The following is a 22,750-nucleotide window of genomic DNA, read 5'->3' as shown; positions in this document are numbered from 1 at the left end:
GGACCACCAGTCAAGTCATGGACATGCAAACCGCCAGCAAGCCAGACACGCTTACCGACCTGCTCGAACGCGACCCCGGCCGCTTCGAGCCGGTGACGGCATTTCGCGTCGCGCAGGCGTCGGTTGGCGAAGGACGGCTTGACGTCGCCTCTCATGTCGGCGTCTCGCCGGCGCCGCTTGCGGTCAGCGGATACAAGCGCAAGGGAGGCCGCGCTACCGTGCGCAGCGCGCTTGCCGGCCTCGTCGGCGCCCTCGGTTCGATGCCTTCAGTCTATAACGAACTCATCATGCGCGAAGAGCGCAACCGGTCGCGGGCGCTTGCCGGCTTCTTCGATCTCTTCGGGGCACGCATGGCGGAACTCTTCGCTGATGCCTGCGAGAAATACCGCATCGCCCGGCGGCTGCGCTGGGGCGGGACCTGGGCGAGCAATGCCTTCGTCACCACGCTGCTGTCGCTGACCGGCTTCGGCACCAAGCGGCTCGTCGAACAGAGCGGCGTCGACGAGGAGTTGATCCTGCGCTTTTCCGGGTTCTTCGCGGCGCGCAATCGCAACACCGTCAATCTCCGCGCCATGCTTGCGGAATTCAGCGGCCTGCCGGTGGAGATCGAATTGTTCCGCGGCCGCTGGCTGAGCATTCCGCCGGAAGAGCGCAGTCGGATGAGCCAACTGCAGGGCGTGCAGCTCGGGGTCAATGCCACAGCCGGTGCCGCCGTTCACGATTTCAGCGGCGGCTTTCGCGTCGTCATCGGCCCGCTGGGTTATGCCGATTATCTCACGCTTGCGCCGGGCGGAAAGGCCATCACCGAACTCTTCGCCCTGACCCGGCTCTATGTCGGCTCGGCGCTCGATTTCGACATACAGGTCGTGCTGAGGAAGGAGGATGTTCCCTTCTGCCGGCTCGGCCAGGCAGGCGATCCGCCTCGTCTCGGCTGGAATAGCTGGGCGAGGGTCGCACCGGCGGCAAAGGACAGCGGCGATGCGGTCGTCGTCGAACGCCTGTCGACCGAGATGCGGTGAGGAGGCGAGGATGCGGCTCGAACTGAGAGAGATCACCAGCGACGTGGCCATGCCGGCCGGCCGATCGAAATGGTTCTTCGAACGCGGCCGGCGCACGCTCGGCCGGGCGCCCGATTGCGACTGGCGGCTGCCGGAGGACCGACGTTCGATTTCGAAACTGCATTGCATCATCGAGCGCGACCGCGACGGCTTCCTGTTGCGCGACCAGAGCGCCAACGGCTCCCGGGTCGATGGCGTCATCGTGCATGAAGGCGAGATCGCGAGACTCTTCGACCGGTCGCGGCTGGAGATGGGCGGGCTTGCATTCTCAGTTCACATCTCAGGCAGTAGCGACCAGGAAATCGAAGATCCCGATGCCGGTCTCATGCTCAGCGACGAACCACTGACCATTTCCGCGATCCTCGCCGACATCGCTCCGGGCGGCCGGACTGCCAGCGGCATTCTCGGCGAACGCATTGCCGATGACTGGACCTTGCCCGAACAGGGCGGCAGGAAAGGCGTAGCCTCCTCCCGCAATGTCGAGATCGGCTGGAGCGGCCCGCCGGAAACCCGCTCGCTCACCCAGCTTCTACCGGAGGACTGGAATTCCGACGAGACCGAATATGGCAGCCACCTCGAGCATGGCGCCGCCACTCATGTCTCGGTGCCGATCGCGCAGCGCCGGTCGGCCGCGATCGAGATCGTCAACGACAACGATCCGCAGCCCGAAGCCGAGGACTTTCCAACCCTAACAATCGGCCGGCCGGAGGCCTTTGCTGATCGTCTGGAGCTGCTGCTTACCCGGCTCGAAGAGGCAGCCGAGAGTGCCTATGCCGTCTTCGACATGAACGCGCCGACCTCCGGCCCGGAGCCGGATTTCCTGGCCGGCCGGGAGGAGGCCCTCCTCGCGCGCATCGAGGCCTTGCTCGGCCAACAGCTCAAGCTCAATTCCGCGCTCGAGGCCCTGGTCCAGGCGGCGAACCGGCTGGAACCGCGCTTTGTCGAGGCGCAGGTCGAGACCGGCCCCTGGGACCTGCCCTGGCGGCGGGACCGGAACTATTGGCAGGCCTACCGGGCGGAATTCGAAAAGGACGGCAAGAGCCGGTCGATCCAGGATGTTTTCCGCGACGCGATATCAGGCGCGGTGAACGGCGGAAAGGCAGGGCCTCGTCCGCAAGACAGGCAGGAAGGAAAAGACGCGCATCATGAGGAATGAGAACCGGGTAGCCTGGAGCGAAGGCATGTTCCTTCGCGTGCAGCATTTTCAGCAGTCGGACCGCTGGACCGAGCGGCTCGTGCGCACCGCCACGCACAGCCTGTCGCCCTATCCCTGGGGCATAACCGAAATCGGCATCGACCGCGGCGCGCTGGCGATCGGCCAGTTCGCCCTGTCGAACCTGCGCGGCGTGCTGCCCGATGGCACGCCGTTCGAAGCCCCGGTCGATGCGGACCTGCCGCCACCACTCGATCTCGACGAGAACACCAAGAATGCGATTGTCTATCTCGCGCTGCCCGCCCGCCAGCCCGGCAAGGCGGATGTTGCGCTGAACGGCGGCGCTCAGCGCAACAGCGTCCGGCTCGTCGCTTCGCCCTATGAGGCGCCCGACGCCAATATCGAGACCGACTTCATGGCGCCGATCGATGTCGGCCGCCTCAGCCTGCGTTATCTCAGGACCGGCGACGAGCTTGCCGGCTACGAACTGATCGGGCTCGCGCGCATCATCGAGGTGCGCTCCGACAGGGCTGTCATTCTCGATCCCGATTACATCCTGCCGAGCCTCAACTGCACGGCCGCCGGCCGGCTGAACGAGCTGATCACCGAGCTTCTCGGTATCGTGCGCCACCGCGCCGAAGCGATCGCCGAACGGATCGGCGATCCCACAATCCGCGGGACGGCCGAGGTCGGCGACTACCTGCTCCTGCAGATCCTCAACCGCGCCGATCCGATGCTGAAGCATATTTCAGCCAATGCCACACGTATCCACCCGATCGTCTTTTACGAGCACTGCATTCAGCTTGCCGGCGAACTCGCCACGTTCACGACCGAGCGCAAGCGCGCCAGCGACTTCCCGCCTTACCGGCACGACGACCTGAAGGCGACTTTCGCCGCCGTCTTCGACGATTTGCGCGCTTCGCTTTCCTCGGTGCTCGAACAAGCGGCGGTCGCAATCGAGCTTACCGAACGCCGGCATGGTGTCAGGATCGGCACGATCAACGACCGCACCCTGCTTCGGGATGCCGGCTTCGTGCTGGCGGTCCGGGCCGAAATGCCTGCCGAAGACGTGCGCCGCAAGCTGCCGGCGCAGATCAAGGTCGGCCCGGTCGAGCGCATCGCCGACCTCGTCAACGTCGCGCTGCCGGGCATTCCCGTGCGGCCGCTGCCAGTGCTGCCGCGCCAGCTGCCCTATCGCTCCGGCACCATCTATTTCGAACTCGACACCAAGAATCCGCTCTGGAAACAACTCGACACTTCGGGCGCCATCGCCGTGCATCTCGCCGGCGATTTCCCCGGGCTCGAAATACGACTGTGGGCCCTTAGAGAATGAAGAACGACTCCGCTTCCACCTGGCAGAATCTCCCGACCATCGTCGAACTCACCGAGGATGGCGTGAAGAAGAAGCAATCCGCCCGCAAGATGGCGGAGATGCTGGACGACGTTCTGGATTTCCCCGAAAGCGGGAAGAGAATGGGAGCGGCGGCAGCGCCTGCAAACGGCGGAGCCTCCGTCGAAACACTCGTCAAGGATTTCCGCTTCGGGGCCGAGGACGTGCCGACCCTGGTGCGCTCCGCAGCGCCCCTCCTCAACCTTGCCCATGGCCTGCGCTACACCGAAGAGCAGCCCGACATCGATGAGCTGAGAGCGGTGGCGATTGCAGCCGTCGGCCGCTACGAGCGGGATCTGGCAAGCGCGCGCATCAGTCCCGAACGCGCACGTGCCGCCCACTATGTCGTCTGCGCCACGGTTGATGACGTCGTGCTCAGCAAAGCCTGGGGTGTGCGCGCCGGCTGGGCTCGCTCGGGCCTCGTCTCCACCTTCCATATGGACGTGACCGGCGGCGAACGGGTATTCGACCTACTCGACCATTTCCATCAGAGCCCCGGCGCCAACAAGGACCTGCTGCTCCTCATCTATCTCTGCCTGTCGCTCGCTTTCGAGGGCCGTACCCGCGTCTCCGCGCGCGGCGGGCTGGAGCTCGCCCGTATCCGCGACAGCCTCTACAAGACGCTGCTGGGGCAATACGGCGTCTTCGAACGCGAGCTTTCCCCGCATTGGAAGGGCGTTTCGGCGCGGCACCAACCGCTGCGCACCGCCGCCGCGCTCTGGACGCTTCTTTCCGTCCTGACGCTGATCCTGGCGCTCGGCTATCTCTTCTTCACGCTCTCGCTCAACCGTGCCTCCGACGGCACTTTCGAGCGCCTGGCCAAGCTGCCGCCACGTGACACGCCAAGCGTGCTCATCGAGATTCCCGAGCCTCCACACGAACCTCCGCCTGTCGTGGTCGCCGAAACTCCGCCGCCACCTCCACCGCCGCAGGTGAAGCCGCCGAGCCGGCTCGACAACCTGCTCGCCTTCCTCCAGCCGGAGGTCGAGAGGAAGCTGGTCACGCTCTCAGATTCGAACGGCAGGCTCTTGGTGCGCATCAGCAATTCCGGCCTGTTTGCCACCGGCAGCGCCGAGGTCAGCGAGAAATTCCACGATCTCCTGCAGCGGATCGGCGGCGCCCTCGCCGCAGAGAAATTCCGCGCCGTCGTGGTGGGCTATACCGACAATGTGCCGATCCGCACCATCCAGTTCCCCTCCAACTGGCATCTGTCGGAAGCGCGCGCCAAGGCGGTCGGCGACATATTGAGCGCCTTCACCGGGCCGGGCGCGATCCTGACCGAGGGACGCGCCGACAGCGATCCGATCGCCGGCAACGACACGCAGGAGGGCCGGGAGATGAACCGCCGCACCGAGATCCTGGTGCTGACCGATCCGAGCGAACGGCTGAGCGACGTCGGCTTCAAGACGCCGCCGATCGAGGCCGAAAACCCCAATGAAACGGCGCCCGCAGCAGGAGGCGCTTCGCGATGAACCCCTTAAGCTATTTCTATACGCTGCGTTCCTATGTGGAGGCCTATGCCGGCCTCCTCGGCCGCCGCTTCATCTCGATCATCTGGGTGGCGGCAATCTGCATCGTCATCTGGTTCTACGGCTACCTCGCCGCCTATGGCGATTTCAAGCCGCTGGCGAGTACGTCGGCACGGCTGACGCTGATCGGTATCATCATCGCCGCCTGGCTCGCCTATCTCCTCTTCACTGTGATCCGCGACCGGCGACGCGACAAGCAGCTCGTCGAAGGGATCGAGCGCGACGCCGAGGCCGAAGCGGCAGCCAGCCAGCAGACTGAGGTCGGCGAGATCCACAGCCGGCTGAAGGAGGCCCTGCAGCTCCTGCGCCGCATTACCAAGCGACGCTTCGGCTATATTTACGAGCTGCCCTGGTATGTGATCTTCGGCGCGCCGGGCTCCGGCAAGACGACGGCGCTCACCAATTCCGGCCTGAAATTGCCGCTCGGCGATGCGCTCGGCAGCAATTCGGTGCAGGGCATCGGCGGCACGCGCAATTGCAATTGGTGGTTCACCGACGAGGCGATCCTCATCGATACCGCCGGCCGCTACACCACGCAGGACGATCTGAACGGCACCGCCAAGGCCGGCTGGGAAGGCTTTCTCGGCCTCTTGCGCAAATACCGCCGGTCGCAGCCGATCAACGGCGCGCTGGTGACGCTGTCGATCGGCGATCTCTTGACGCGCGACCCCGAAGCGCAGCGCGAGGAAATCCGGGCGATCCGCCAGCGACTGTCCGAACTCGACGAACTCCTGCATGCGCGCGTGCCGGTCTATCTGCTTCTGACCAAGGCCGATCTCCTGACCGGCTTCGTCGAGTTCTTCGACGGCTTTAACAAGAGCGATCGCGAGCAGGTGTGGGGCACGACCTTCGGGCTCGACGAGAGCTACAAGGCGGCAAACCTGCCGGAACGCTTCATGGAGGAGTTCACCCTGCTCCAGCAGCGCGTCGACGCCATGCTGATCGAACGCCTGCAGCAGGAGCCCAATCCCGAACTGCGCGGCCGCATCTTCCGTTTCCCAGCCGAGCTCGCTTCGCTGAAGGAGCGCCTGCATGAGGTGACGACGGAGCTTTGCTCGGGCTCGAAACTGGTCGAGGCGCCGCTCCTGCGCGGCATCTATTTCGCCTCCGGCACGCAGAGAGACGAGACGGTTGCCATCCCCCGGGCGCGGCGCAGCTATTTTCTCTCGCGCCTCTTCAAGGAGGTGATCTTCGGCGAAGCTTCGCTGGTCGCGCGCGACAAGCGGCTTTCCGGCCGGCAGCTGCTGTTCCGCCGGGCTGCCTACGCCGCTGCTGTGCTGCTGCTTGCCGTTGTGCTGACGAGCTGGACAGCCACCTACGTCCAGAACACCACGGCGCTCGCCGCCGCCGAAAGACGCATCGATGCCTATGAGCAGCTGGTGCGCGGCGTGCCGGTGCGCGATGTTTCGGATGCGGACTTCCTGCGTATTTTGCCGGCGCTCGACAATCTCGCCGCCGTCAGCGCCGATTTTTCCAAGACCCGCGTCTGGCCGGTGAGCCTCGGCCTCGATCAGGAAGGCAAGGTCGCGAGCCGCCAGCGCGAAGCCTATCAGCGGGCGCTGAACACGCTGCTCCTGCCCCGCATGCTGGTGCAGCTCCAGAAGGAGATGACCGTGACCACCGACGTCACTCGGACCTTCGACGCGCTGAAACTCTACGGCATGCTCGGCGGGCTCGGCCCGATGAATGTGGATTTCGCATCCCTGGAAGCGGAAGACATGTTCACCAGGCTCTATCCCGACGAAGGCCGTACCGCGGCGCGCAAGGCGCTGATCGCCCATGCCGAGGCCATGGCGAGTGGCGCGCTGCCGCCGATCGAACTCGACAAGGCGCTGATCGCCAAGGCGCGCGAGATCATCCGCTCGCAGAACATCGCCAGCCGCGCCTATGAGATCCTGGCGGAATACCGCGCCTCCCGCGCCCTTCCCGGCTGGAGCCCGGCCGGGGCGCTCGGTCCGCTCGGCGAACAGGCATTCGAGCGGACCTCCAGGGCGCCGCTGAGCGAGAGCATCCCCGGCCTGTTTTCCGCCACCGGCTACCGGACCGTCGTTCTGCCCGAGATCAGCGAGGCCGCGCGCGAGGCACTCGACGAGCAGTGGGTTCGCGGCGTCCCCAATCCCGCCGGTGTCACGGTGGACACCGTCGCCCAGGCCACACTTCAGCTTTACTTCGACAAGTTCGATCAACGCTGGTCGACCCTCTTGACCGATATCAGGGTCAAACCTTCTCAGACGATCAGCGACGCCTCTGAGACCACCCGGATCCTCGCCGGCAAACCCGGCCCCGTTGAGACGATCGCGAATTCGATCGCCGCGGCCACCGATCTGCGCGGCCCCGGCGCCGAGATCGCCTCGGCTGCCGGCGGCAGCTTGAGCGACTCAACAATGGCTCTGAGCAGTGCCGCCAATGCGCCCGATCCCTTCGGCCGTCTTCGAGAGGCGCTGAAGGCGCCGGCCGGCCAATCGCGGCTTCCCGATCAATCGAAGGAGGCGCCGCGCTCGGAGATCGGGCAGCTGGAACCGATCCTGCAGAAAGTGCAGGAGCAGCTTTCGCGGGCGACGACCTCTACGGCCGAAGTGGCGAAAGTCTTCGACGTCGATAGCCAGCTGACCGACGCCAATCAGGACTTGCTGCAGCAGGCCCGGAAGTTGCCGGCGCCAATTGATACATGGATGGCGGGGCTCGCCGCCGATGTCGGATCGCTGGCGGTCAAATCCGCTCGTTCGCGCATCAGCGACGCCTGGGCCGCGGAGGGTGCCGGTTTCTGCTCGAATGTCGTGGCCGGCCGTTATCCCTTCGATCGAAAATCCGCGCGCGACGTAGCGATGAGCGACTTCGTGAGGCTTTTCGGGCCGGAAGGCCTGTTCAAGAGCTTCTTCAAGGAGAAGCTCGAAGCCTTCGTCGATACCAGCGCTTCGCCATGGGGCTGGAAGGGCACCTTCGGGGCGGCGAGCATTCCGAGCGCAGCGATCGCCCAGTTCGAGAATGCCGACAAGATCAACCGCGCCTTCTTCCCGGCCGGCAGCAAGGACCCGTCGATCACGATCAACATCAAGCCGGTATCGCTGACCGATGCCGCCAGCGCCGTGATGCTGGAGATCGAGGGCGAACGCGTCGTTTATTTCCACGGCCCGATCCAGTCGAAATCGATCACCTGGCCATCGGCGGAAGCCAGCAACGCCTCGCGGATCGCCTTCCAGCCGGGCGGCTGGCAGCAGGCCCTGACCGAGAACGGCGACTGGTCGCCCTTCCGGCTCTTCGACGATGCCAATGTCACGATCCAGGGCGACGATCTTTTCCGGGCGAAATTCGAGCAGGATGGCCGGGCGGCGGAGTTCGACGTGCAGTTCGGTTCGGTGCTCAATCCATTCCGGCTGGAGGCGCTCGGCGCCTTCTCCTGCCCGGCGCAATTCTGATCGCGACGTCATGAACGAGCGCGCCACCCTCGAGCGAACTCCGGCTGAAGCCGACAGGATCGGCTTCTACGGCAAGCTGCCGAGCCATGGCGATTTTGTTTCGATGGGCCTCGGCCACAGCTTGCAATCCGCACTCGACGCCTGGATGCAGGCCGGGCTGCAGGCGGCGCAGCAGGAACTCGGCGAGGATTGGGAACGTCGCTTCCGCTCGATGCCGGCATGGCGTTTCATCATCGAGCGTGGCCTCTGGGGGCCGGCAACCGTTGCCGGCGTGCTGCTTCCAAGCGTCGACCGCGTCGGGCGCAGTTTTCCCCTGGTCATCGCGGCGCAGCTTCACGGCTTTGTCGAGCATCCACGCCAGCTCTATCTCGACAACACGTGGTTCACAGCGGCCGAAGCGATCGCCGAAAGCTCGGCCAGGCGGGATTTCGACATCAACCATTTCACCGCAAGCCTGAAGCGTTTGCGGACCCTACGCCCGGCCGACCTCGCGGAAAACGAGATATTGCAGAACAACGCCTCCAGCCGCGGTACGCTCTGGTGGCGGATCGACCCCGAAGAGCGACGCGCCAAAGGCTTTCGTGTCAGCGGCGCCCCGGAGCCCGGACATTTTTCGAAACTGCTGCACGACAATTCCCCCGCCGCTTCGGCAGGCCCGCGACCCGAAACGACTGAGGCACCGCGTCCCGTCGGCATCGAACCACATCATCCTCTCATATTGCGGCACAGCCACGCCACGCATGCCGGCACGCGGCTCTCAGTCAATGCCGACGCGCTGCTCATTTCTGAAACGCCCTCGCTCTTCGCCGTTGCCGATGGCGTCGGCGACAGCAACGCTGCCGCAAATGTCGGCAAGATCACCGTTCACGTGCTGGCCGAAACCGCCAAACAGCAGACGATCGAAGCTCTGGTGCAGGAGATCAAGGGCAAGCTCGGCCGTGCCCACGGCCTGCTTCAGTCGGCCTATCTTTCGGAGACCCGCGAGCCGTCGGCCGCCAGCATCGTCGTCCTGACCACGCTGCAGGAGAGCTGCGCTCTGCTCTGGGCCGGCGATGCCCGCTGCTATCTTCTGCGGGACGGCATGATGCGCTGCCTCACCCGCGACCATGTGGAGATCGGCCTGCGGCGCACACTGTCGCGCGCCATTGGGCTGCGCGGGCATCTCGTTCCCGAAGTTCTCTCCGGCGGCTTGCAGCCCGGCGACCGGTTGCTGCTCTGCAGCGCGCCACTGCCGAGCGCCGTGCCCGAGCGCAGCATCGCCGAAATTCTCCTTTCCGCGGAAATCGACAAGGCAGCCGACATCCTCGTCCAGGAGGGGCTGATCGCCAATTGCCGTGATAATCTCAGCGCCATCGTAATCGACGTGAAGACCGATGAGCCATGACCCTCCGGCAGCGGATTTCGAGGAGATCGCGCGGCGCTTTGCACATCTCTGGCAAGCGTTGAATCAGGGTTCACCCGAGACCAGGAAAATCCTGATAGACAGGGTCCGGGACGCGCTCGATCGAGGCGAGGCCCGCCTCAGTGATACGGACACCACGATCATTGCCAACAGTTTTGTGCTGGAGAGGCTGGTTCATGATGGCGCAGTCATCCAGGTCTACCGCGCCCGCCATCGCGATCTCGGAACGTTTCATGCGATCAAAATGCCGCGGCTCGAACATGCCGACGATCCCGTGCTGAGGAAACTCATGCTGCGCGAGGCGGAAATCGGCATGGCGCTGCGCCATCCCAACATTGTCGCGACGCAAACCATTCTGCGTCTTGCCGACGGACGCCCTGCCCTCGTCATGGAATGGATCGGAAGCCGGCTTGCAGAGCTCTTGCAGCAAAGACCACTGTCTCCCGCTGACGTGGCCTCGCTCATGACATCGGTGCTCTCCGGCCTCGGCGCGATCCATGCCGCCGGTTTCGTGCATTGCGACCTGTCGCCGCTCAACCTTCTGTCTGACGGAAATTTCTCTCGTTTGAAGATCGCCGATTTCGGCGTCGCGCTCGAGGCCGGATGCCGGCATCGCCAATTCGACCTCGCTTTTGCCGGCCGGCCGGATTTCGCCTCTCCAGAACAGATGGCAGGTGAACCGCTCGACGGACGGTCCGATCTCTACGCAGCCGGGCTTCTGTTGACCCTGCTGCTCAGCCATTGCACGGAACGCGAGGAAGGCTTGGAGGCTTTGGCGATCCGTCTGTCGCAGCGTGATCCGCAAGACAGGCCGGAAAATGCAAAGGCCGCCTTGCATCTGCTCGGCGGCCCCTGGAAATCTCCGGTCGATTTTTAATTGCCGCTCGAACCGGGGATTGGTGCAGCGGCCGTCGGCACGCTCTTCTGGTAGACATTGAAGAGCTTGGCGAAGTCCACCAGGCCGGCATTGCTGGCGTAGATGATATCGCCGTCCATCATCTGGAAACGCTGCATCAGCGCCAGGTTGGAAACGTCCTTCATATTGACGCGGTAGATCACCGGCTTGCTGCTCACCACGACGGGCGCTGCCGTCTTGGCGTTCGCCGCCGCCACCTGCGTATAGACCGGCTGGTTGCGCAGCACATAGAAATTGCTCGCATCGGCCCGGTCGTCGAGCAGGCCGCCGGCCCGGCCGAGCGCCTGCGCCAGCGTCAGCCGACCCGGCTCGAATTCGAACTCGCCGACACTCTTGAAGGCGCCGAAGGCCGTGAAGGTCGGCGAATCCTTGTCGACGTAGATCTGATCATCCGGCAGCAGGTAGACATTCTGCTTGCTGTCGTCGATGACGCGCTGCAGCGGCACCGTGGCGCGCTGTTTGCCGCGCATCAGCGTGACGGTGGCCGAGCCCGGCGCAGAGGATGCGCCACCGGCAAGCGCGACGGCATCGAGCACACGCTCCTTGCGCGCGGTGAGCGGAAAGCGGCCGGCGGAGCGCACGTCGCCATTAACGGTGACGCCGCTGGAGGGCCTGTCGACCACCGTGACGACGGCCTGCGGATTGACGGCCGAGCCCTTCAGGCCGGTGACGATGCGCGTCTGCAGCGCCTCGATCGAGGAATCCACCACGCGCTGCTTGCCGATGAAGGGAAGCGTCACATTGCCTGTCGAATCGACGGTGAAGCGGCCGAGATTAAGGGTCTTGCTCTCCGTCGAGGAGAAAAGCCCATCTTCGCCGGGATCGAGGATCGTCACCTCGATGACGTCGCCGCGCCTGAGTTTCGTATCGGCAAATCCGCTTGAGCGCATGGCGCTGAGGCCGGGATCGGAGGCGGCATAGGCAAGCGGAACGGCCGAAACCGGCCCCATCGGCGCTTCCGAAAGCCGGACGACAGGGATCCGCTCGTTGGTTCCAGGTGCCGTGGCGTTGTAAAAACCACCGGCGGTTGGGCCGTCGGCTGGCCGAGCGCAGGCACTGAGAACTGCAACCAGAACGAACGGCGCCAGCTTTCGCATCACTTATCCTTTTGGCAATATTGGGAGAATCGGAAAATATCAGCGGTAGATGACCGAGCAATACCAGTTACACGCGAAAAATCAATTGTGACAGCTTAGGGGCAGTCAGCTGTGACTAATTGGCAACCATATCTCTTAAGGTGGAACCGAGTCCTTCGCTCATCTCTTCGGTCGAAAAGGATTCTGAACCGATGCGGGTGAGCAAATGACGTTGCACATCAAACGAATCTACGAACCGAAGCAAGACAAGGACGGCATCCGCATTCTCGTCGACAGGCTCTGGCCGCGCGGGTTGAGCAAGCAGGATGCGGCAGTCGATCTCTGGCTGAAGGAGATCGCGCCGAGCCCGGCGCTGCGCCGCTGGTTCGGCCACGACCCCGCCAGATGGACAGAGTTCCAGCGCCGCTACCAGGGCGAACTCGAAATGAACGCATCGGCCGTCGAAGAACTCGAACACCAGATCGGAAAATCGGACGCAACGCTTCTCTATGCGGCGAAGGACCTGCAGCACAATCACGCGATCGTGCTGCAGCGGTTCCTCGGCAGAAACTGAAACATCGGCGCCCGACGCCGATGAGAGGCTGCCCCTGCGTAAAAATTTCCGGGAACCTTTTCGACGGATCTGCGTCCAATGCCTGCTTCCAAAGACGCGCCGGCGCCGCGGAAGGCATTCACACGACACAGGGAGACAGATCATGTTGAAACAGATTTTCGGTGCAGCGCTGATAGCGGCCTCGCTCGGCACGGTTTCACTCGCCGCCGATGCCAAGCCGACCGACCCTCAGATCGCCCATATCGCCTACACGGCGGGGCAGATCGACGTCACCGCCGCTGAACAGGCATTGAAGAAAAGCAAGAATGCCGAAGTCATCGAATTCGCCAAGACCATGGAACGCGACCATAAGGCCGTCAACGACCAGGCGCTCGCCCTCGTCAAGAAGCTGAAGGTGACGCCCGAAGACAACAAGATCAGCCAGTCGCTCTCGGCTCAAGCAAGCAAGGAGTTGAAGACGCTTGAGGCTCTCGACGGCGCGGCCTTCGACAAGGCCTATGTCGAAAATGAAGTCGCCTATCACAAGTCGGTCAATTCAGCGCTGTCCACGGTGCTGATCCCCTCGGCTCAGAACAAGGAGCTGAAGTCGCTCCTGGAAACAGGCCTGACCCTGTTCAAGCAGCACCAGATGCATGCCGAGCATCTTGCCTCGATGATGAAGTAGGTTTGCGATGAACCTGCTGATGAAATCGCTGCCGCTGCTGTTTGTACTTTGGGCCGGGGCAGCATCGGCGGCGGAATATCAGGTCACCATCACGGGCATGAAATTCAGTGCGCCGCCTGCCGAACTGCATGTCGGCGATGTGATCGTCTGGCGAAATGATGATATATTCCGGCATACGACAACGGCGCGTGACAAAAGCTTCGACATCGATCTGCCGCCGAAATCGGAAGGTCGCCTGACGATCAGCCGAGCGGGAGCGGTCGATTTTTACTGCCGCTTTCATCCCGCCATGACGGGCACACTGGACGTCCGGCCATAGGCCGGACTCTTGGAAACACGGAGCAGCGAAGATTTCCATGACAGCCATTCCGGTTCCGGTCACACGACATCGACCGCTTCTATCGGCACTTGCCGACGCCGACCTCCTGCCGCTGGCAAAAATCGGCGACGAGGTCGCCATCCGCGCCATCATCCAGCGTCACAATCAGCGACTGTTCCGCACCGCGCGCGCCGTCATCCGCAACGATGCGGAGGCCGAAGATGTCGTCCAGGCGTCTTACATCAAGGCCTTCGCCAGCCTGTCGGCATTCCGCGGTGAGGCCGAGCTTTCGACATGGCTGACCCGAATTGCGCTCAACGAGGCTTTGGGCCGGGTCCGCGCGCAAAAGAACACCACCGGACTGGAGGAGATCGACATGCAAGCGACGTCGGCGGGTGGCCAGGTCGTGCAGTTTCCGTCCTCGCTATCGGCGACAGATCCGGAAACCGAGCTGTCGCGAAGCCAGGCGCGGCAACTGCTGGAACAGGCGGTCGACGAACTGCCGGATGACTTTCGGGCCATCTTCGTGCTGCGGGATGTCGAGGGCATGAGCACCGACGAGGCCGCATCCTATCTCGGCATAAGACCCGAAACCGCAAAGACGCGGCTGCACCGAGCGCGGAAGATGATGCGCCAGTCGATTGAAAAACGGCTGTCCGGCGCCTTCTCGGCGCTGTTTCCCTTCGATGGCGCCCGCTGCGCTTTCATGGCCGACCGCGTCGTCGCGGCGCTTCGCTAGACGTCATGATACCGAAGAATGCCGCCAGATCGACGATGCGCCCATGCGGCTGCGCTACCGGCAAGCGCGTCTCCCACATTTGGTGCTGAGACAGCCGACGTCCTCGGCGTTCAAAGGCGACGTCACCGCCCAGTCCCACGCCATGGCGCCCCACATGTTGAAAGGCTCGATCGCCGTGGTCGATGACTTCTTTAACAACAGAAATCTGTTGACGCAGCGCTGAAGCCCGCGAAACGGCCATTCGGTCTCCCACGACCGGCACCGCAGCATGGCACGAATATCCATAATTCGCAGAGATGTACGATAAGCGCAGCAAACGGCGTGCCGCAACTCCGCTGGCGGCCGGAACTCGCAAGATTTAACAAAGGCTCAAGCTTCGTTGAAACATCTTGCTATCACGATTTTCTTCAGGACGTTGGTGTTTTTTTGAAGGCAGTTTTTTTATTTTCGTTCGGTCGGTGCTTGCACACGCTTCGCAGTCTCGGCAGGGACAGGACGGGCAACGTCGCGATCGTCGTTGCGCTCAGCCTGGTGCCGATGCTTGTCGCGGTCGGCGCGAGCTTCGACTACATCCGCAGCTACAATGTCCGGCAGAGGATGCAGAGCGACCTCGATGCAGCCCTGATCGCCGCGGTCAAACAGATTAACAATAGCGAAGACACCGACGCGCTGAAGCAGAAGGTTTCCGACTGGTTCCATGCGCAGGTGGAAAACAGCTACGCGCTTGGTGAGATCGAGATCGATACCACCAACCACAACATAACGGCGACGGCGAGCGGCACCGTTCCGACTACCTTCATGAAGATCGCCAATATCGATACCGTGCCTGTCAGCGTCGCTAGCGCCGTCAAGGGGCCGGCCACCTCCTATCTCAATGTCTATATCGTCATCGACACCTCTCCATCGATGCTTCTGGCGGCAACGACTGCAGGACAGTCGACCATGTATTCCGGCATCAAATGCCAATTCGCCTGCCACACAGGCGATAGTCACACGATCGGCAAGAAGACATACGCCAACAACTACGACTACAGCACGGAAAAGGGCATAAAGCTGCGCGCGGATGTCGCCGGCGACGCCGTCCGCGAAGTGCTCGACATGATCGACGAGTCCGACAGCAATCATGAACGGATCAAGGTCGGACTATACGGTCTCGGGGATACGCTGACGGAAGTTCTGGCTCCGACGCTCAGCACCGACACCGCGCGCACCCGCCTCGCGGACGCGAGTTACGGCCTCACCAGCGCGACCTCGAAGGCCGCCACTTATTTCGACGTCTCGTTGGCAACCCTCAAGCAGAAGGTCGGCGCCGGAGGAGACGGAACCACCTCGGGCACGCCGCTCAAGCTGGTTCTGTTGTTGACGGATGGCGTCCAGTCGCAACGCGAATGGGTAACCGATAAAGTGAACAAGAATAGGACGTCCGGGGCATATTGGAACAAGGTGGCGCCGCTCAACCCTGATTGGTGCGGCTATCTGAAAGATCAATCCAACACGATGGCCGTGCTTTACACTGAATACCTGCCAATCACCTCGGACTGGGGCTACAACGCAACCGTCGGCTCGACCATGGCCAGCGCCAACTGGAAGAGCACCTGGGGCGGCACCATGGACAACGATGTGTCGAGCAGCATCACCAGGCGAGACTACATCCCCTATGCGCTTGCCGACTGCGCCTCGTCCAAGAGCCTGTTCATATCGGCATCGTCATCCACTGAGATCACGGAAGGCCTGTCTGCGCTCTTTACCCAATATCTCTCTTCCGTCCGGCTGACCCAATGAAGCGCGAAAAAAAGCTCGCTCCGGCTCGCCGTCTGCTCGGCGATCGCCAAGGGGTGGCTGCGATCGAATTCGCGATCCTCGCCCTGCCGCTCTTCATCATGTTGTTCGGCATCATCGAAGTGTCGCTCATGTTCTTCGTCAACTCTGCGCTGGACGCTTCGGTTCACAAAATCTCCCGGATGATCCGCACTGGCGAAGTTGCGTCGTCGAAGATCACCCTCGCCGGGTTCAAGGCGAAAATTTGCGACGATATGCTTTTGTCGTTCAACTGCTCCAGCGATCTGGTGGTCAAGGTGAACGTGCTTTCTGACCTGTCATCGGCAACCAGCACCGACCCGATCGACAACAGCGGCAATCTTGCTGTCACCCAGACCTTCGATGTCGGCAAGGGCAGCGATTATATTCTGGTTCAGACCTTCCTGCCCTGGGACACCGTCGTCAACTTCCTCACCCTGTCGAGCGCCCAGCTTTCCGACGGCCGTTATCTCCTTGGCTCGTCCGCTTTGTTCCGCAACGAGCCCTTCTGATATGATTAAGAAACGAAGCCTTTCCCTGTTCCGCTTCGCCCGATCCCGCCTGCTTGACTTTGCGCGCGATGGGGTGGCTGCTTCCGGCGTCGAATTCGCGTTGGTGCTGCCGATCCTGGTGATGCTTCTGTTCGGCACCGTCGATCTCGGACATGCGCTGACGGTCAGCCGTAAGATCGACGAAATCGCCTCGACGACGGGCGATCTGATCGGACAGCAGAGCGCCTGGACAAGTTCCGATGTCACCAAGCTTCTTTCCGGCGCCAGCTTCATTCTGCAGCCCTATGACACGAGCGGGCTTAAGATCACGCTCACGGTGAACGATATCAGCAAGAACGGCAACGCGACCGTCAACTGGTCCGCCGCATTCAACGCCACGTCGCCGAATTCCGGCGCGGCGAGCGCAATCGATATCCCCTCGCAGATCCAGGATGCCGGCGTCCAGGTCGTGCTCACCCGCGTGGAATACACATTGACGACACCGGTCTCGGCTTTTTTCTCAAATTTCACCGGCCAGAACGGCTACAGCTTCGACCATCATTTCTTCAATCGCCCGCGCGTAAGCGACACGATCAGTTACAAATAGGCCCCTGCGTGTGCGAGCGGCAACCTGTAGCAACCAGACCGGTTGTCGCCGGAGCGACAATAGTGCATTGCATCGCCTCAATGGCGGCTTGCTCCCACGACAACGCAACGGATGCTCGTGAACGCGGAAGGGTATGAGATGGCGGCGGAAAAAATTTTCGGCGGCGTGCATCGGTTGTTTTTTGCCGCGCCGATCGCCGCAGCGATGATGTTCCATTCACAGGGCTTTGCGCAGGCAGCCGCGGAATTGCAATGGTCGCAGGATCCGGGCAGCCACTGCAAATTCGTGGCGCCGGCATCCCTGACCGGCGGCCCCACCTTTTGGATCGGAGCCTGCCTCGAGGGCAAGGCCTCGGGCCAAGGGATGTTGCGGCGTTGGGACGGCGAACGCGCCGGAGCGGCCTTCTTCGGTCGGTTGAGGGACGGGGTTCCGGAGATCGGCGTCATCGATCTCGGAGACGGTTTCAAAGCCGGCCGCTTCAGCAGCGGCGATATCGGCGATGAAGCCGCAGCCGAGCCCCAGGACAGGATCGATGCTTTCCGAATTGCGGCCGAGGCCGCGCGGCTGGTGGGCGCCAAGTATGCCGCCGAGAAAAATGCCGGGTCTGCGCGTCACTATGAAGAGCTTGCCAAAACACTTGAGCTGCAGATCGATTGAGCGACCTGCCGGCCATGCTCGGCCAAGGTTCGGGTCGGCCGGTTTCGCCGACGCCCTCCGGCTCGACCGGCTCCCCGGAGAACCTGAGGCGCTCTTGCGGCCGCTCATCCGGAAAGCCGGACGATGCCGTAGGGATTGAACTTGAATTCGTCCACCTCATAGGTGGAACTGAAGGAAAGGCTGGCGTGGCGCTTCTGCAGCGTCGGATCCAGGCCCTGCCCGGCGATCTCATCGGCGACCTGGTCGATGATGGCAACGATCTGCCTTTCGCTGCCCATCGCCTCCGACACATAAACTTCCGGCAGCCCGACGAGATGGAAGCCGACGCTCTCCAGATATCCCCGCGCCGATAGCGGCCGTTTGGCGAAAGCGAGCCGGCCGATGCGCTGCTGGGCGAGCGGATCTGCCGCTTTCACCGCCTCCGCGCCTTGGCCGATCAACGCTCTCCATCGATCGAGGCCGTGGGCGATGCCGGCGCTTTCACCTTTGACGGCCACCGCTCCCGCGGCGATCAGCCGCTCGACGAGACGCAGCGCCGTCATTGACACCTTCACCGTCTCCGCCTGCGCCATGCTCGGCCCGAGCACATAAAGGACGGATTGATGATCGGCGACGGCTTTCTCGTCCGCTTCGGTCCACACATCGGCTTCGACCCGATCCCAGCAGACATCGAACGATTGGCTCATGCGATCATCCGGCTCTGCCTGCGAATAATCCTCGTCGACGCTGAATCCATCGGCGAAGTCCCGAATCGCTTGGGCTGCCGCCGCGGACAAGTGGCTGAGGTCGCGATCCTTCCCGAGGAAACACAGAACATGCCGGGGCGTCACCGATGACGCCTCCTCCCGGATCGCCGTTTCGGGGCTCGCTTCCCTTGAGAAAGACGGTTTCCAGCCGATCACGGCCCACAAGGACCCCAGCAGCGCGCGACGCAGGATATGCAAGATCGATGCCTCCGTTCGGTCGAATGTTTACAGCTTCCGCTTGTAAACATATGGCGTCCAGAACGAAAGCGGGATCATCGCCGCGGGTGATGCGTCGCGCGCCTTTCCTTAAGCCCAGATGTCACCGAGGGTGAAACCTTCGGTGAAGGGGTCGTCATGTCGAGAACGAGGGTATTCAGGCCCGAGATCCAGCTGGTGCCGCTCAGCGTCGGGACAACGGCGGATTGGTCGCCGATCCTTGCTTCCTCGACCAGCCTGCCGGTGTAGATATTGCCGAGAATCCCTTGGTGCCGGAAGTCCTGATGGAGCGGCAATTCGCCCTTCGCATGCAGAACGGCCATCTTCGCGCAGGTGCCGGTGCCGCAGAGGCAGCGATCGAGCGCACCCGTCCAGGTGGCTGGGTCGTCCCAGGAAAGATCGCTGTCGCCATCGTCACCGTGTTCTTCCGATCGGCGTTCGGATCGTCCGTCGGTCCCGACAGCTGTGAGATTGTAATACCGACGCCGGGATAATGCGGATGGGCAACCGGGAATTTTTCGATGGCGGCCTGGTGGATCATCGCGGACGCGCGCGATCTCCCGCCCGTCCCCGCCAATGACCAAAGTCACGTTTATTGACACCCATGTACATTTTTCCTTTCGTCGCCTCACCGCTGTTGCTAAATTCCATGGGCGGGAACAGCTACCGGCCGAAAAGCGGCCGCTCCGGATGCTTTCAAAGCACCGGGACTCAAGGAAACACGGGAACGGAGATTTCAGATGTCGGATGAGGTTGTGCTCGATCAGCCGGAAGCGGAGGCCCTCGCAATGCGGGCTTGCCTGGCAGCCGGCGCAACGGAAGCCACCGCCCGATCCCTCGTGGACGCCACCTTGTCCGCCGCACTCTACGGACCTGCGACACTCGGGTTTCCGCATATGGTGGATTATCTCGACAGCTTTCGCGAGGGGCGTATCAACTGCAATCCCTCGCCGAGGTGTGAGCGTCCCTATCCCGCTTTCTTCGTCGCCGACGCCGATCGGGGCATCGCGCAGCTCGGTTTCGATCTTGCGTTCGACGATCTCGTGGCAGCGGTGCGCAATTTCGGGCTCGCGATCTTCACGCAGACGAACAGCTACACGGCAGGAGAACTGGGATACTATGTCCGCAGGCTTGCCGGCGAAGGGATCGTCGGCATCGCCGCCACCAACGCCAATGCCATGGTGGTTGCCAAAGCGGGCCGCCCTGCCGTCTATAGCACCAACCCGATAGCCTTCGGCTTTCCGCTCGGAGAAGGGTCGCTGCCTCTCATCATCGACCAGGCGTCGAGCGCGACCGCCTATGTCAATATCGTCGCAGCCGCAGCTGAGGGGCGCAGCATCCCGGCGGGATGGGCCGTCGACGAAGCCGGTAACGACACCCAGGATGCGGCAAAAGCGCTTGGCGGAGCTCTGCTTCCTTTCGGCGGGCGCAAAGGTGCCAATGTGGCGCTGATGGTGGAAATGTTGTCGGCCGGGCTCTCCGGCGGTCCCTGGTCATTGGACACGCCATCTTTCCGAGAGGGAAGCGACAGCCCTGCCGTCGGATTGACCGTCGTGGCGATGATGCCGGGGCGCCGCGATGATAGTCTTGTCGAACGCGCACGTCGGCAGGTTGATCGCCTTCAGCAACACGGCGTGTTCGTGCCCGGTGTCGACGGTATCGAATATCCCCGATCGGCGTCGCAAGGACTGAAACTGCCGCGCGCGGTCTTTGAGGCCATCGTGAAGATCACGGGCGCCTGACGGTCCGGCATCGATTGGAGAATGCCGCTCATTCCAGGCTTTCTTGCTGGAAGATGTTCGAGGAGCGATCGGCAGGCGCTCATGATGTGAGCATTAACGAGGCTTGCCGCTTGTTCCTCATCCCGCCTCCGGCACGCCGCGATGGGCGCCAGCGACAGATCCCATTTACTGCCTGCAGACCGGCGGCGATATTGTCCCACGTCGTATCGACGGATCCGGGCTTCACCTTCAGGACATCGGCGAATTCCTTGCAGAGATCGGCAAAGAAGCCGGAATATTCGCCGTCGCCGGATCGCGCGTGACCTGCCGATATCACTCGGCGGTCTGGGCCCGTGCGGCGGTTGCGAAAAGACCTCCCATCAGAGCGAGCGCGGGCAGCGCCCGCAAGGCGGACGTGATCAACTTCGAAAGCATCGGGCATTGCTCCTTTGCTGTGCGCGAAGCGCGCGGTTCCGCTTGCCGACACGCTGTTTTTCTGGCCCAATGGACCGGCGCCTGGAGAAGGGGCCTTAAGTGTCTGAAGATCAGAACCGAAGCCGACCTGAAGAGCATCGCCAAGCGGCTGAAGACGTCCGAAGCGGCGGTCAGGACGGACAATCATCTCGCCATGTCTGAAGCCAACAAGGAATTCCACATGGCGATCGCCCATGCCGGAAAAAACCAGTATCTCGCCTCGTTCTACGAGAAGCTTTTGTCGCAGGGCCAGCGCTTGCTGCACCTGCATTTCGAATATCTGGAGCGGACCCATGAGGGCTATCTGCTGACGGACGAACACACGCTGATGCTCGACGCCATCAGGGACAAGAACGTCGATCTGGCCGACGAGCTCGCCCACGCCCATACGCGCCAGTTCCAGGACAATTTCATCAACTTCATGCGCGAGAACTACACGACGGATGTCGCGCTGGGACCGCTGCGGGCTGCGGAGTAACAGTGATGATCAACAGCATTGGATTCGTCGGCACCGGAGCGATCACCGAAGCGATGGTTCGCGGGCTTCTGGCAGCACCGGCTTACGCCTCCGAGATTCACGTTTCGCCGCGGAGCGCGCACATTGCCGCCACGCTGGCAGAGGAGTTCGCCTCCGTCAGGATTGCCGGGGATAACCAGAGTGTCGTCGATCGCAGCAACATGGTGTTCCTGGCAATCCGGCCGCAGATCGCCGAGGAGGTGGTACGGGCGCTTTCGTTCCGGAAGGGCCAGCTGGTTGTCAGCCTCGTTGCAGCGACGGAGCGTCAGGCGCTTCTCGGTTGGATCGGTGCCGACGTGCACCTCGTCCAGGCCATCCCCCTGCCCTTCGTTGCACAGCGGCAAGGCGTCACTGCCATTCTCCCGCCCGATGCCGTCGTCGCGGCGTTGTTCGATACGCTCGGGACCGCCGTCGAGTGCCAGTCGAAAAAGGAATACGATCTTCTCGCAGCGGCGAGCTCTATGATGTCGACCTATTTCGGCATTATGGAAACCTTGGCCGGCTGGCTGGAAAAAAGCGGCCTCGAAAGGCCGACGGCAAATGCCTACATCGCGTCGCTTTTCGCCAGTCTGGCGCAGAAGGCCAACAGCCCCGGCACCGAGCCATTCAGCGCGCTGAGCCGCGAATTCGCCACCAAGGGCGGATTGAACGAGCAGGTTCTTTCCGACGTCGACAAGCAGGGCGGCCTCGCTGCGCTGACCGCAGCGCTCGACGGCGTGCTCGCCCGAATTGAGGGCCGCAGCAGCTGAAGTGCATGCGCCCCAAGCGAAAATCCCCGACCGTCCTTTCGGCAGTCGCCGCGATTTTGGGCCAGACGACTTGGGCACGCGCCGAAGCGGTGGAGCGACCGACCATTTCCGCCATCATTCTCTCCATCTCACCACGGACCGTTCGTTGGGCCACCGTCCACGAGCTTCCCGATCCCGGGGAAGACGATCCCTATTACCACGTCGAGGTGATCGAAAAGGAGCGACACACACCGCCGTGGCAATTCAAACGGCTTGCCACCCATGTCGTGGTCACGGCCGATGCGTTGAACAGGAGCCGCTCGCGACAAAAAGCCAGGACCTATTTTTACAAGGATATCGAATTCCGGATCGCCTACCAGAACTGGCGCGCGCAGCCTCTCCCGCAGAGGGAGGCGGGCGTTTGCCGCACGACGATCCTCGAATGCGTCGGCATTGCCGGCAAGCCCGACTAATTCCGCTCCGCCATCGAAAATTCGCGGTTGCAAATATCGACGAAATGCAATTTAGCTCTGGCGATGAGTCACAAAACTACCTCGGCT

Annotated in this window: 21 protein-coding genes and 3 pseudogenes; 20 read left to right on the top strand and 4 right to left on the bottom strand. The window is 62.7% G+C overall.

Going from position 1 to position 22,750, the window contains the following annotated elements; genetic code table 11:
- The first annotated feature begins 17 nt into the window (after positions 1-17).
- Genes tssG through AMC88_RS28155 form a run of 7 tightly spaced genes read left to right on the top strand, consistent with a single transcriptional unit; the run spans position 18 to position 10,825 of the window.
- The gene (gene tssG / locus AMC88_RS28185) at positions 18-1,019 is read left to right on the top strand and encodes a type VI secretion system baseplate subunit TssG (protein WP_064824064.1); all 1,002 of its coding nucleotides are present in this window, start codon (positions 18-20) and stop codon (positions 1,017-1,019) included.
- Between the two features lie 10 nt (positions 1,020-1,029).
- Positions 1,030-2,214 carry an FHA domain-containing protein gene (locus tag AMC88_RS28180; protein ID WP_064824065.1) on the top strand — a complete coding sequence of 395 codons (1,185 nt, stop codon included), beginning with the start codon at positions 1,030-1,032 and terminating at the stop codon, positions 2,212-2,214.
- Complete coding sequence (gene tssK, locus AMC88_RS28175; RefSeq protein WP_064824066.1) at positions 2,204-3,544, top strand: type VI secretion system baseplate subunit TssK; 1,341 nt, start codon at positions 2,204-2,206, stop codon at positions 3,542-3,544. Before AMC88_RS28180 ends, tssK begins: the two co-directional genes overlap by 11 nt.
- Complete coding sequence (gene tssL, locus AMC88_RS28170) at positions 3,541-5,073, top strand: type VI secretion system protein TssL, long form (protein ID WP_064824067.1); 1,533 nt, start codon at positions 3,541-3,543, stop codon at positions 5,071-5,073. Before tssK ends, tssL begins: the two co-directional genes overlap by 4 nt.
- Positions 5,070-8,546: a type VI secretion system membrane subunit TssM gene (gene tssM, locus AMC88_RS28165; RefSeq protein WP_064830133.1), complete on the top strand. Its 3,477-nt coding sequence runs from the start codon at positions 5,070-5,072 to the stop codon at positions 8,544-8,546. The genes tssL and tssM overlap by 4 nt, the downstream gene beginning before the upstream one ends.
- 10 nt (positions 8,547-8,556) lie before the next feature.
- Complete coding sequence (tagF, locus tag AMC88_RS28160; RefSeq protein ID WP_064830132.1) at positions 8,557-9,930, top strand: type VI secretion system-associated protein TagF; 1,374 nt, start codon at positions 8,557-8,559, stop codon at positions 9,928-9,930.
- A complete protein-coding gene (locus tag AMC88_RS28155; RefSeq protein WP_064824070.1) occupies positions 9,920-10,825 on the top strand; it encodes a serine/threonine-protein kinase in 906 nt (301 codons plus the stop codon). Before tagF ends, AMC88_RS28155 begins: the two co-directional genes overlap by 11 nt.
- Here the strand turns inward: AMC88_RS28155 and AMC88_RS28150 are convergent.
- The gene (locus AMC88_RS28150) at positions 10,822-11,961 is read right to left on the bottom strand and encodes a polysaccharide biosynthesis/export family protein (protein ID WP_064830131.1); all 1,140 of its coding nucleotides are present in this window, start codon (positions 11,959-11,961) and stop codon (positions 10,822-10,824) included. The genes AMC88_RS28155 and AMC88_RS28150 overlap by 4 nt on opposite strands.
- 205 nt (positions 11,962-12,166) lie before the next feature.
- Here AMC88_RS28150 and AMC88_RS28145 point away from each other — a divergent pair, with 205 nt between their 5' ends.
- From AMC88_RS28145 to AMC88_RS28105, 9 genes are all read left to right on the top strand, one after another.
- On the top strand, positions 12,167-12,514 hold the full coding sequence (locus AMC88_RS28145) for a DUF488 domain-containing protein (protein ID WP_064830130.1): 348 nt from the start codon (positions 12,167-12,169) through the stop codon (positions 12,512-12,514).
- A 142-nt stretch (positions 12,515-12,656) separates the two neighbouring features.
- The gene (locus tag AMC88_RS28140; protein WP_064830129.1) at positions 12,657-13,178 is read left to right on the top strand and encodes a DUF4142 domain-containing protein; all 522 of its coding nucleotides are present in this window, start codon (positions 12,657-12,659) and stop codon (positions 13,176-13,178) included.
- A 7-nt stretch (positions 13,179-13,185) separates the two neighbouring features.
- Complete coding sequence (locus AMC88_RS28135; RefSeq protein ID WP_064824074.1) at positions 13,186-13,497, top strand: cupredoxin domain-containing protein; 312 nt, start codon at positions 13,186-13,188, stop codon at positions 13,495-13,497.
- A gap of 37 nt (positions 13,498-13,534) precedes the next feature.
- Positions 13,535-14,236: an RNA polymerase sigma factor gene (locus AMC88_RS28130; RefSeq protein ID WP_064824075.1), complete on the top strand. Its 702-nt coding sequence runs from the start codon at positions 13,535-13,537 to the stop codon at positions 14,234-14,236.
- 43 nt (positions 14,237-14,279) lie between these two features.
- Positions 14,280-14,459: a hypothetical protein gene (locus AMC88_RS28125; protein ID WP_064824076.1), complete on the top strand. Its 180-nt coding sequence runs from the start codon at positions 14,280-14,282 to the stop codon at positions 14,457-14,459.
- A gap of 203 nt (positions 14,460-14,662) precedes the next feature.
- Positions 14,663-16,018 carry a TadE/TadG family type IV pilus assembly protein gene (locus tag AMC88_RS28120; protein ID WP_064824305.1) on the top strand — a complete coding sequence of 452 codons (1,356 nt, stop codon included), beginning with the start codon at positions 14,663-14,665 and terminating at the stop codon, positions 16,016-16,018.
- Positions 16,015-16,545, top strand: a complete 531-nt coding sequence (locus AMC88_RS28115; protein ID WP_064824077.1) for a TadE/TadG family type IV pilus assembly protein — start codon at positions 16,015-16,017, stop codon at positions 16,543-16,545. Before AMC88_RS28120 ends, AMC88_RS28115 begins: the two co-directional genes overlap by 4 nt.
- A gap of 1 nt (position 16,546) precedes the next feature.
- Positions 16,547-17,131: a TadE/TadG family type IV pilus assembly protein gene (locus tag AMC88_RS28110; RefSeq protein WP_064820359.1), complete on the top strand. Its 585-nt coding sequence runs from the start codon at positions 16,547-16,549 to the stop codon at positions 17,129-17,131.
- Between the two features lie 138 nt (positions 17,132-17,269).
- Positions 17,270-17,788 carry a hypothetical protein gene (locus tag AMC88_RS28105; protein ID WP_064824078.1) on the top strand — a complete coding sequence of 173 codons (519 nt, stop codon included), beginning with the start codon at positions 17,270-17,272 and terminating at the stop codon, positions 17,786-17,788.
- Positions 17,789-17,892: 104 nt separating this feature from the next.
- Here AMC88_RS28105 and AMC88_RS28100 read toward each other — a convergent pair whose 3' ends face one another.
- Complete coding sequence (locus tag AMC88_RS28100) at positions 17,893-18,732, bottom strand: hypothetical protein (protein ID WP_064820360.1); 840 nt, start codon at positions 18,730-18,732, stop codon at positions 17,893-17,895.
- A gap of 108 nt (positions 18,733-18,840) precedes the next feature.
- A pseudogene (locus AMC88_RS28095) lies at positions 18,841-19,306 on the bottom strand (proline racemase family protein); the annotation flags it as partial.
- A gap of 184 nt (positions 19,307-19,490) precedes the next feature.
- Here AMC88_RS28095 and AMC88_RS28090 point away from each other — a divergent pair.
- On the top strand, positions 19,491-20,492 hold the full coding sequence (locus AMC88_RS28090) for an Ldh family oxidoreductase (protein ID WP_064820361.1): 1,002 nt from the start codon (positions 19,491-19,493) through the stop codon (positions 20,490-20,492).
- A gap of 146 nt (positions 20,493-20,638) precedes the next feature.
- On the opposite strand, the pseudogene AMC88_RS34330 reads toward AMC88_RS28090, so the two are convergent.
- A pseudogene (locus AMC88_RS34330) lies at positions 20,639-20,906 on the bottom strand (transporter substrate-binding domain-containing protein); the annotation flags it as partial.
- Between the two features lie 109 nt (positions 20,907-21,015).
- Here AMC88_RS34330 and AMC88_RS28085 point away from each other — a divergent pair.
- The 3 genes and pseudogenes from AMC88_RS28085 to AMC88_RS28075 all read left to right on the top strand — a co-directional run.
- A pseudogene (locus AMC88_RS28085) lies at positions 21,016-21,423 on the top strand (FCD domain-containing protein); the annotation flags it as partial.
- A 2-nt stretch (positions 21,424-21,425) separates the two neighbouring features.
- Positions 21,426-22,211: a pyrroline-5-carboxylate reductase gene (locus AMC88_RS28080; RefSeq protein WP_150124933.1), complete on the top strand. Its 786-nt coding sequence runs from the start codon at positions 21,426-21,428 to the stop codon at positions 22,209-22,211.
- Positions 22,212-22,216: 5 nt separating this feature from the next.
- Positions 22,217-22,663, top strand: coding sequence for a DUF5086 family protein (locus AMC88_RS28075; RefSeq protein ID WP_064820363.1), 447 nt, complete (start codon positions 22,217-22,219; stop codon positions 22,661-22,663).
- Positions 22,664-22,750: the final 87 nt, after the last annotated feature.

The organism is Rhizobium phaseoli (genome assembly GCF_001664385.1).
Taxonomy (GTDB): domain Bacteria; phylum Pseudomonadota; class Alphaproteobacteria; order Rhizobiales; family Rhizobiaceae; genus Rhizobium; species Rhizobium phaseoli.
This window is presented reverse-complemented; position numbering and strand designations above follow the sequence as displayed.

Bases quoted from the DNA above. Each gene is read 5' to 3' on its own strand.
- tssG (WP_064824064.1), top strand. From the start codon at position 18: ATGGACATGCAAACCGCCAGCAAGCCAGACACGCTTACCGACCTGCTC.
- AMC88_RS28090 (WP_064820361.1), top strand. From the start codon at position 19,491: ATGTCGGATGAGGTTGTGCTCGATCAGCCGGAAGCGGAGGCCCTCGCA.
- AMC88_RS28105 (WP_064824078.1), top strand. From the start codon at position 17,270: ATGGCGGCGGAAAAAATTTTCGGCGGCGTGCATCGGTTGTTTTTTGCC.
- AMC88_RS28130 (WP_064824075.1), top strand. From the start codon at position 13,535: ATGACAGCCATTCCGGTTCCGGTCACACGACATCGACCGCTTCTATCG.
- tssM (WP_064830133.1), top strand. From the start codon at position 5,070: ATGAACCCCTTAAGCTATTTCTATACGCTGCGTTCCTATGTGGAGGCC.
- AMC88_RS28145 (WP_064830130.1), top strand. From the start codon at position 12,167: ATGACGTTGCACATCAAACGAATCTACGAACCGAAGCAAGACAAGGAC.
- AMC88_RS28075 (WP_064820363.1), top strand. From the start codon at position 22,217: ATGCGCCCCAAGCGAAAATCCCCGACCGTCCTTTCGGCAGTCGCCGCG.
- AMC88_RS28110 (WP_064820359.1), top strand. From the start codon at position 16,547: ATGATTAAGAAACGAAGCCTTTCCCTGTTCCGCTTCGCCCGATCCCGC.
- tssK (WP_064824066.1), top strand. From the start codon at position 2,204: ATGAGGAATGAGAACCGGGTAGCCTGGAGCGAAGGCATGTTCCTTCGC.
- tssL (WP_064824067.1), top strand. From the start codon at position 3,541: ATGAAGAACGACTCCGCTTCCACCTGGCAGAATCTCCCGACCATCGTC.
- AMC88_RS28140 (WP_064830129.1), top strand. From the start codon at position 12,657: ATGTTGAAACAGATTTTCGGTGCAGCGCTGATAGCGGCCTCGCTCGGC.
- AMC88_RS28155 (WP_064824070.1), top strand. From the start codon at position 9,920: ATGAGCCATGACCCTCCGGCAGCGGATTTCGAGGAGATCGCGCGGCGC.
- AMC88_RS28150 (WP_064830131.1), bottom strand. From the start codon at position 11,961: ATGCGAAAGCTGGCGCCGTTCGTTCTGGTTGCAGTTCTCAGTGCCTGC.
- AMC88_RS28115 (WP_064824077.1), top strand. From the start codon at position 16,015: ATGAAGCGCGAAAAAAAGCTCGCTCCGGCTCGCCGTCTGCTCGGCGAT.
- AMC88_RS28125 (WP_064824076.1), top strand. From the start codon at position 14,280: ATGCGGCTGCGCTACCGGCAAGCGCGTCTCCCACATTTGGTGCTGAGA.
- tagF (WP_064830132.1), top strand. From the start codon at position 8,557: ATGAACGAGCGCGCCACCCTCGAGCGAACTCCGGCTGAAGCCGACAGG.
- AMC88_RS28135 (WP_064824074.1), top strand. From the start codon at position 13,186: ATGAACCTGCTGATGAAATCGCTGCCGCTGCTGTTTGTACTTTGGGCC.
- AMC88_RS28180 (WP_064824065.1), top strand. From the start codon at position 1,030: ATGCGGCTCGAACTGAGAGAGATCACCAGCGACGTGGCCATGCCGGCC.